Source organism: Flavobacterium restrictum, assembly GCF_007097245.1.
GTDB lineage: Bacteria > Bacteroidota > Bacteroidia > Flavobacteriales > Flavobacteriaceae > Flavobacterium > Flavobacterium restrictum.
The window spans coordinates 181,473-191,456 of the sequence record NZ_VJZT01000006.1 but is presented as its reverse complement, the minus strand read 5'-3'; the positions used below and the strand labels follow the sequence as shown (position 1 = coordinate 191,456).

Sequence of the window (9,984 nt, the reverse complement as noted above, 5' to 3'; positions counted from 1 at the left end):
CCAGATAATTTCATAAAAATGGTATATTATTTAGGTAATGCCTAAAAACACAATTCCACTAATTTAGGCGAAGAGCCATTTTTGTTTCTTCTTCAAATTCAACGTCATAATAACCTCCAATTACAGAAGTGTCAATATATAAATTAAGTTTTTTTGTTTTCATTCTACAAAAATAACCAAAACTTAATCAAAATCTTATTAAGTTTAATTAATACGTTATGAAATTTAAAAATAATTTTATTTACGATTGAGTATTATGTTAGTTCTATTTACAAGAATCTACTCTAATCAAAACTTCACAAGTTACAAAAAAATAGAGTGCAAAAAAAAGCCTGAATCATTAGAATCAGGCTTTTACATTATAATTAACTAATTATGTGAATTATTTAACCAGCAATTTATGTGAAGGTGCAAATTTAGTTAAGTTAATCCCTTCAACTGCCGTTATGTATTCTTCAATTGTTGGCGTTCTACCTAGGATTGTTGACAAAACTACAACTGGTGTAGAAGAAAGTAAGGATTCTCCTTTTTTACCTTCGGTATCCTCCACAACTCTTCCTTGAAAAAGACGGGTAGATGTAGCCATAACCGTATCGCCTTTGGCTGCTTTTTCTTGGTTACCCATACAAAGGTTACAACCCGGACGCTCTAAATACAACATATTTTCATACCCAGTACGTGCCACACCTTTTGGAGCGTTATCGTCGAATTCGAAACCAGAATATTTTTGTAAAATTTCCCAGTCCCCTTCTGCTTTTAATTCATCAACAATATTATAAGTAGGAGGAGCAACAACTAGTGGTGCTTTGAAGGCTACTTTACCTTCATGCTCATCAATATTCTTAAGCATTTGAGCTAAAATTTTCATATCTCCTTTGTGAACCATACACGATCCGATAAATCCAAGATCTACTTTTTTAACGCCACCATAGAAAGACAATGGTCTAATCGTATCGTGCGTGTATCGTTTAGAAACATCCGCATTATTTACATCTGGATCGGCAATCATTGGCTCGGCAATCTGATCCAAATCGACTACTACTTCAGCGTAATATTTGGCGTTTGCATCCGGTCTTAACGCTGGTTTTTCGCCAGATATAACCTCGGCAATTCTTTTGTCAGCAATGGCAATCAAACCTTTCAACACTTGATTTTTGTTATCCATTCCTTTGTCGATCATAATCTGGATTCTACCTTTTGCCATCTCAAGAGATTCGATCAAAGTATAATCTTCAGAGATACAGATAGAAGCTTTCGCCTTCATTTCGGCAGTCCAATCCGTAAACGTAAAGGCTTGATCCGCATTCAGCGTTCCTAAATGAACCTCAATAATTCGACCTTGGAATACATTTTCGCCACCAAATGTTTTAAGCATTTGGGCTTGTGTAGCGTGCACTACATCACGGAAATCCATATAGCCTTTCATCTCTCCTTTGAAGGTAACTTTTACCGATTCTGGAATTGGCATAGAAGCCTCACCAGTAGCCAATGCTAGAGCAACAGTTCCTGAATCCGCACCAAAAGCAACCCCTTTAGACATTCTGGTATGCGAGTCACCACCAATGATGATGGCCCACTCGTTTACTGTAATATCATTCAATACTTTGTGAATTACATCCGTCATAGCATGGTAAACGCCTTTCGGGTCACGAGCTGTGATTAATCCGAAATCGTTCATGAATTTCATCAATCTAGGAATATTTGCTTTGGATTTATTATCCCAAACCGAAGCCGTATGACATCCCGATTGGTACGCACCATCAACAATTGGAGAAATCACAGTTGCAGCCATAGACTCTAATTCCTGCGAAGTCATCAAACCAGTTGTATCTTGTGAACCCACAATATTTACAGTAACACGAACATCCGAACCAGCGTGTAAAATTTTACCAGGAGTGGATCCCACCGCGTTTTTATTAAATATTTTTTCAACAGCCGTAAGCCCTTGCCCTTCAACAGAAACCTCCTTTGACGGCGCGTATACAGGAACAATAGCAATGCCTAGCGTTTTTGAAGCAAAAGTTTGCAATTTTTTACCAAACACAATGGCGTAAGATCCACCCGCTTTTATAAATTCAATTTTTTGAGGCGTGAAAGCTTTAGAAATATCAATTAATTCTTTATCGCCGCTATATAATTTTTTTGTTTTTGTATTGATGGTAAGCACCGTGCCCGTAGCTACAGAATATACTTCTTCCAGAATAGGATCACCGCTTTCATTACGAACAACGTTTCCATTTTCGTCTACTTTTTTTACCCAGTTTTTAAGATCCAAACCAATACCACCCGTAACATCTACAGTGGTTAGGAAAATCGGAGAAATTCCGTTTGTTCCAGCAACTATTGGAGCAATATTAATAAATGGAACATACGGACTCGCTTGTTTTCCGCTCCAAAGTGCCACGTTATTTACCCCTGACATTCTTGAAGATCCCACACCCATTGTTCCTTTTTCAGCGATTAACATCACGCTTTTATCAGGATTTGCAGTTGCTAATGCTTTAATTTCAGCTTGTGCTTCAGGAGAAATTAAACATTTTCCATGTAATTCACGATCGGAACGAGAGTGTGCTTGGTTTCCTGGAGAAAGTAAATCCGTGGAGATATCGCCTTCGCCGGCAACAAAAGTAACCACCTTAATTTCTTCGGCTATTTCGGGTAATTTTGTAAAAAACTCCGCTTTGGCGTAGCTTTCTAAAATAGCCGCAGCGATTTCATTACCACTTTTGAACGCTGCTTCTAAACGATCTGTATCGGCTTCGTAAAGGAAAACCTGTGTTTTTAAAACAGCTGCAGCCTCATTTGCAATAGCAACATCAGTACCCAAAGCCAAATCAAGTAAAACGGCTATCGAAGTTCCCCCTTTCATGTGCGATAATAACTCTAACGCAAAAGCAGGTGTAATCTCGGCAACTACGGATTGACCTAGAACGATTTCCTTTAAAAAATTAGCTTTAACATTGGCAGCCGGAGTAGTTCCAGGAACCACATTGTAAATAAAGAAGTTAAGCGAATCCGCTCGGTACTCGTTATGCAAATCTTTGATTTGTGCAATGATTTCGCTTAATAATTCGGCGCCATCAATTGGTTTTGGGTGAAGCCCTTGACCTTTACGCTCTTCGATCTCCTTAATGTAGTCGTTATAAATGTTCATAGTGTCTTTTCGGTGTTACTGGCTGATTTCATTGATTATTTCAAAATCAAAAAGCCTTATTATTTAGATTTTTTTTATTTTTTTTGGTGATGCAAATTTAAAGAATTTATGATGATAATTAAAAAGAATTTAACACAAGATAGCAACTCAAACACTATAATTACAAATAAATGAAATTATGTGATTTTTATTGAAAAATTCTAAATATCCGCATGATTATTTGCCTAATTACCAAATAATAAGCCAGAAAAACAAGGCTGTTTACGATCTATTCACTTCAATTGCAAAATTACAACGCTGGAAAGCTGATTTCTCGCTCCTAAAAAAGCCAAAGGAAGTGCTTTACATCAATTTATTGATAATGATTTCTTCGGTAATTCCTTCGGCATCGGCTTTGTAGTTCTTAATGATTCTGTGACGCAAAATTCCAGTAGCCACGGCTTTTACATCTTCAATATCAGGAGAGAATTTTCCGTTGAAAGCGGCATGCGCTTTGGCTGCCAAAATTAGATTTTGCGAGGCTCTAGGTCCTGCGCCCCAATCAAGATAGTTTTTTACAAATTCATTAGACAATACATTATCAGGACGTGTTTTACTGACCAGAGTTACGGCATATTCAATCACATTATCGGCAACGGGAATCCTGCGAATAAGGTGTTGGAAATCGATAATTTCTTGTGCTGTAAACAATGAATTTATCGTTGTTTTCGTATCCGAAGTGGTGCGTTTGACCACCTGAACTTCTTCCTGAAAAGAGGGATATTCCAGTTTGATGGCAAACATAAATCGGTCTAATTGTGCTTCTGGCAAGGGATAGGTTCCTTCTTGCTCAATAGGATTTTGGGTTGCCAAGACAAAATAAGGCAAGTCTAATTTATGATTTTCGCCTGCTATGGTCACCGAACGTTCTTGCATGGCTTCTAGCAATGCCGCTTGGGTTTTGGGTGGCGTTCTATTGATTTCGTCCGCCAAAATAATATTCGAAAAAATGGGTCCTTTTATGAATTTGAACTGCCGGTTTTCGTCTAATATTTCACTTCCCAATATATCCGAAGGCATCAAATCTGGCGTGAATTGAATTCGTTTAAAATCCAATCCCAAGGCTTGCGCCAAAGTATTTACCAACAAGGTTTTGGCCAGACCAGGAACACCAACTAATAGCGCATGACCGCCAGAAAAAATACACAGTAGAATTTGATCTACTACCGCATCTTGACCCACAATTATTTTGGCAATTTCGGATTTTAGTTCGTTTCGTTTTTGAACCAAATTATGTATAGCAGCAACATCTGACATTTGATTTTAGATTTTAGATTTTAGATTTTAGATTTTAGATTTTTAAAATGAAAAAGCGTTAGTTTTATGAATTCATAAAACTAACGCTTTTATTTATTTAATAAAATTATTTTTTCAACCAATTGTTTGTAAAACTACAATCTCTATATTCCCCTACTATTTTAATGTAGGTTTCTTTGATTTTTTCGTCAAACCATTTGGCAATTGCCTTAATTTGTTTTTCTTTCAAGGCAAGATCTTTAATCTTGATATAATCCTTGGCGTAATCCGCAGTGTGCTCATTGATTCTATTGGTAACCGTGATAATTTTGAAGGTTTTCTTTCCTTGATCTTCTTCAAGATACGGTATTGAAACCTCGCCTTCTTTTAAATTAGACACTTTAGCATATAAATCTGGATCCATTTTGGTCAATTCAAAACGGGTATCTTGCGTTTTAGGATTGATAAGAGCCCCACCATTTACTTTGGTTTCTTTTTCTTCTGATAGTGTTCTGGCCGCTTCCGCAAAAGTAATTTGCTTGTCTTCGATTCGTTTTTTAATCAAATTGATTTTTTCTTTGGCCTCTTTAACCGCATCATCTGTAACACTTGGCGTTAATAGAATATGACGCAATTCAATATCTTGCCCTTTTATTTTTTCGACCATTATAATATGATATCCAAATGAAGTTTCAAATGGCTCCGAAATTTCGCCTTCGCCAAGGCTAAAAGCCACATCTTTGAACTCTTTTACAAAAGGAGTTTTTCGGTTCATTTTATAAAAACCTCCCGTAGATCTTGACCCAGGATCTTGGGTGTACAAAACGGCTTTTGTAGAGAAACTAGCGCCTTCTTGTACTTCTTTTTTGAATCCTTTTAATTTGTCTATTACTTTTTGTTTGTCAGCCTCCGTAACTTGTGGTTTAATAACGATTTGGGCTACTTCCATTTCTGAACCAAAAACAGGTAAATCAGCTGCTGGGATCGTTTTAAAAAAATTACGTACTTCTTCAGGAGTAATTTCTACGGCATCTACAATCTTTTTTTGCATTTCGGTAGTCAGCTTTTGTTCTTTTAAAACATCAAAGAAATAAGACCTAAAATCCTCTTCGGAATTCTTTTTGTAATACTGAACTACTTTTTCCATAGAACCTATTTGTTCTATCATATAATTCAAACGATCGTCCATCATTCCTTTAATTTCGGCATCCGAAACCTTAACACTATCCTGAATCGCTTGGTGCGCATAGAGTTTATCCTCTAATAATTTCCCTAGCATTTGGCATCTTGTAATGTCTTTTACGGAACCGCCTTGACTTGAAATTTCCAAAAAAGATTTATCAATATCCGAATCTAAAATAAGGTAATCCCCAACGGTCGCAATCACACCATCGACCTTTAAACGCTGACTTGGTTTAACTCCCGTTTTAGAAACGACAACAGTGTCTTTGATAATTTCTTGAGCATCTGCGATAGCAATAGAGAAAAGTAACAGAAAAAAAGGAAGTATAATTTTAGGATTTAAAAGCTTCATTAGTAGGATTGTTAATCGCATTTTTTTAATTTTTATTTTAATTTTTAAAAGCAAGCTGAGAGTACACTTACAAGTGCTTGTTTAATTTTTGCCAAATATACACTTTAAGTACTAGTAAATCGAAATTTTAAAATTCCAAATTGCTTACTTAAACGAACAAAAATAGCAATTCAATTACATAATACAACTTTAGCAACTAGTATTAACAAAAAATTATAAACACCCGAGACCTAGTGCCAAATATGCAGGACATTTTGATTTAACCCTAAACATTTAGCATTACATAAAATTTGTCCACGGATGACACGGATTTAACAGATTAGCAAGGATTTTTTTGTTTTGTGTGTCAAAAAATGAATTAAAATTAGTGCAAAATCAGAGCAAATATGTCTAATTATTGCTTCAAAATAGTTGAGTTTAGCAAAACAAGGGTAAAACAAAACTATTTATATTACCTGTTTTACGGAATTTTTTCTTTTTTTTTTTCAAAATCAAAAAAAAGAATGTTGCCAATGCCAAGTAGTAGGAACGCCTATAAAATTGTAATTGATGTGCGATACAAACCTTACAATTTATTTAAAGTTTTAAACACTACAACGTTATCGCTATCAAATATAAAATTCCCATATAAAATTAATTAGTCGTTTCCTTAAATTAGCAAAACGTTAAACATAACGCTATAAAAAAGAAATAAAATTATTATTTTAACATTAAAAAAACGCATTTAATTAAATATCAATAAAAACCCAAAATCTATTAACCTAACCTAAATTACTTTTTTTATGAAAAACCCAAATTTCAAACTTTATTTAGCATCACTCGTTATGGCTGGCTTGTCCTCCTGTAATTCGAATGACAATCTAGAAGCAGATACTTTTGCTTCGACCTCTAAATTCAAAATAATAAACGTAACTACTGACGGTCGTCCTTTTAGCACTGGAAAATCAAGTAGCTCAACCACAGCAAAATATGTTGCCAATCCAGGCGGCGGCGTGATGATGCAAGCTTTTTATTGGGATGTTCCTGCTGGTGGAACTTGGTGGGATACTGTAAAATCCAAAGTTACGGCTTGGGGAAATGCAGGAATTGGATCTGTATGGTTGCCACCTGCTTCGAAGGCTCAAAGTGGTGCATTATCTATGGGATATGACCCTACTGATTATTTTGATTTTGGGAATTACAATCAAAATGGCTCTACCGAAACTCGTTTTGGTTCAAAGACTGAATTGGTCAATCTAATCACACAAGCACATGCCGAAAACATGCAGGTCTATGCTGATATTGTAATTAACCACAATAGCGGTGGGCAATTAGAAAGCAATCCTTTTACAGGAACACAAACCTATACCAACTTTACTGGCGTAGCATCTGGTAAATTCCCGAGAACAAGTGCCGATTTTTACAAAAACTCTTACGGCACTAATGACGAAGGATCCTTTGGAGGATTTCCAGATTTATGTCATGCGGCACCAAATGTGCAAAATTGGCTCTGGTTACGAACTGACGGAGTAGGAAAATATTACAAGAACACAATGAAGTTTGATGGCTGGAGATTTGATTATGTAAAAGGTTTTGGGGCTTGGGTTGTAAATAGCTGGAATGCTAACGTAGGTGGATTTACGGTTGGAGAAAACTGGGATAGTAATGTAGATAATTTGAATAATTGGGCTAATAGTGCCAATAGTTCCGTATTTGATTTTGCGTGTTATTACAAAATGAATGATGCCTTTGACGGCAATAATCTAGCCTTGTTGAACGATGACATGATGTGGAAAAGAAACCCGTACAAAGCAGTTACTTTTGTCACCAACCACGACACAGATGAAATTTGGAACAAAAAATTGGCATACGCCTACATTCTAACTCATGAAGGATACCCGACTATTTTTTATAGAGATTACGAAGAATGGTTGGACAAAGCCAAACTAAACAATTTAATTTGGATTCATAACAACAAAGCAACTGGCACCACCTCGATTTTATATGCAGATAATGACGAATATGTTGCTAGAAGAAATGGTTACAACGGCAATCCCGGATTGGTGGTGTATATCAACAACTCATCGACTACTCTTGAAAGATGGGTTCCTACCAATTGGGTTAGTACTCAAATCAAAGATTTTACAGGAAACTCTACTTGGATTCCAACCACACAAGCTGATAAATGGGTAAAAATACAATGCCCTCCTAACAGTTATACCATTTGGTCAAGCAACTTATAAGTAATACGAGGAAGCCCATTTCATAAACTGGCCTCCAAACTTTGAGATTGCAGTTGAAAGAGGATGCCTAAAAAAGACATCCTCTTTTTTTTGATACTACTTTTTTTATTCGCATTTATAAATAGTACTTTTGCAAACTAGTACCATATATATGAGTTTTTTAAAAGAAATACAACGACGCCGAACCTTTGGGATTATCTCACATCCCGATGCTGGAAAAACAACACTAACCGAAAAACTATTGCTTTTTGGTGGGGCGATTCAAGAAGCGGGTGCCGTAAAAAATAACAAAATCAAAAAAGGAGCCACGAGCGATTTTATGGAAATTGAACGCCAAAGAGGGATTTCGGTATCGACATCGGTTTTGGCTTTTAATTATCACGACAAAAAAATCAATATTCTCGATACACCGGGGCACAAGGATTTTGCCGAAGACACCTTTAGAACCTTAACAGCGGTGGATAGCGTAATTGTTGTGATTGACGTTGCCAAAGGGGTCGAGGAACAAACCGAGAAACTGGTTGCCGTATGTAGAATGCGCAAAATTCCCATTATCGTTTTTATCAATAAGTTAGACCGTGAAGGAAAAGATGCTTTTGACTTGATGGACGAAGTGGAGCAAAAGCTAGGTTTAAAAGTTACCCCCTTGAGTTTCCCGATAGGAATGGGGTATGATTTTCAAGGAATTTACAACCTTTGGGAACAAAACATCAACTTATTTAGTGGAGATAGTCGTAAGAATATTGAGGAAACAATCGCTTTCTCGGATGTTAAAAGTCCCGAACTAGAAAAAATAATTGGTCAAAAACCAGCTGATAGACTCCGAGAAGAACTTGAATTGATTGATGAAGTGTATCCAAAATTTGACCGTCAGGATTATTTGGACGGAAAATTACAACCCGTATTTTTTGGTTCTGCTTTAAATAATTTTGGGGTTCGAGAATTGTTGGATTGCTTTGTTGCCATTGCACCATCGCCAAGAGCCAAGGATTCCGAAACGCGTTTGGTCGATCCAAAGGAAGAAAAAATGTCCGGTTTTGTATTTAAAATACACGCCAATATGGATCCGAAACACAGAGATCGTTTGGCTTTTATAAAAATTGTTTCGGGTACTTTTGAACGAAACAAACCGTATTATCATGTGCGCCAAAAGAAGAATTTAAAATTTTCGAGTCCCAATGCTTTTTTTGCCGAAAAGAAAGAAATTGTAGATATTTCCTATCCTGGCGATATCGTAGGATTGCACGATACTGGGAATTTTAAAATTGGTGATACGCTGACCGAAGGAGAAATTATGAGTTTCAAAGGGATTCCGAGTTTTTCTCCAGAGCATTTTAGATACATTAATAATGCCGACCCAATGAAAGCCAAACAGCTCGAAAAAGGTGTGGATCAATTAATGGACGAGGGTGTAGCACAGTTATTTACGCTTGAAATGAATAATAGAAAAATAATTGGAACCGTTGGTGCCTTGCAATACGAAGTTATTCAATACCGATTGGAACACGAATATGGAGCCAAATGTACGTACGAAAATTTCCCAGTCCACAAAGCCTGTTGGGTAAAACCGGATGATATAAAAAGTGAAGAGTTTAAGGAATTTAGACGAATAAAACAAAAATTTCTGGCTCATGACAAGTACGGACAATTGGTTTTTCTAGCCGATTCGGATTTTACGATTCAAATGACGCAAAATAAATATCCAAATGTGAAGTTGTTTTTCACCTCGGAATTTGAGTAAATAGTAAACCATTCACTTGAAATAGCACACATAAAAAAAGCCTCTTCATTCCTGAAGA

General features: G+C 36.3%; 5 protein-coding genes. 2 read left to right on the top strand and 3 right to left on the bottom strand.

Features of this window, described 5'->3' with window-relative positions; all coding sequences use genetic code 11:
- Positions 1 to 382 precede the first annotated feature (382 nt).
- The 3 genes from FNW21_RS08075 to FNW21_RS08065 form a co-directional block, all read right to left on the bottom strand.
- Positions 383 to 3,154 (bottom strand): bifunctional aconitate hydratase 2/2-methylisocitrate dehydratase, encoded by a 2,772-nt coding sequence (locus FNW21_RS08075; protein WP_144256221.1) that lies wholly within the window; start codon positions 3,152 to 3,154, stop codon positions 383 to 385.
- Between the two features lie 342 nt (positions 3,155 to 3,496).
- Positions 3,497 to 4,450, bottom strand: coding sequence for an AAA family ATPase (locus tag FNW21_RS08070; RefSeq protein WP_144256220.1), 954 nt, complete (start codon positions 4,448 to 4,450; stop codon positions 3,497 to 3,499).
- Between the two features lie 106 nt (positions 4,451 to 4,556).
- Positions 4,557 to 5,963 carry a peptidylprolyl isomerase gene (locus tag FNW21_RS08065; protein WP_394344690.1) on the bottom strand — a complete coding sequence of 469 codons (1,407 nt, stop codon included), beginning with the start codon at positions 5,961 to 5,963 and terminating at the stop codon, positions 4,557 to 4,559.
- A 782-nt stretch (positions 5,964 to 6,745) separates the two neighbouring features.
- Between FNW21_RS08065 and FNW21_RS08060 the strand changes: the two genes are divergently transcribed.
- Together FNW21_RS08060 and FNW21_RS08055 are read left to right on the top strand one after the other, a co-directional pair.
- On the top strand, positions 6,746 to 8,185 hold the full coding sequence (locus tag FNW21_RS08060; RefSeq protein WP_144256218.1) for an alpha-amylase: 1,440 nt from the start codon (positions 6,746 to 6,748) through the stop codon (positions 8,183 to 8,185).
- A 151-nt stretch (positions 8,186 to 8,336) separates the two neighbouring features.
- Complete coding sequence (locus FNW21_RS08055) at positions 8,337 to 9,926, top strand: peptide chain release factor 3 (protein ID WP_144256217.1); 1,590 nt, start codon at positions 8,337 to 8,339, stop codon at positions 9,924 to 9,926.
- Positions 9,927 to 9,984 lie beyond the last annotated feature (58 nt).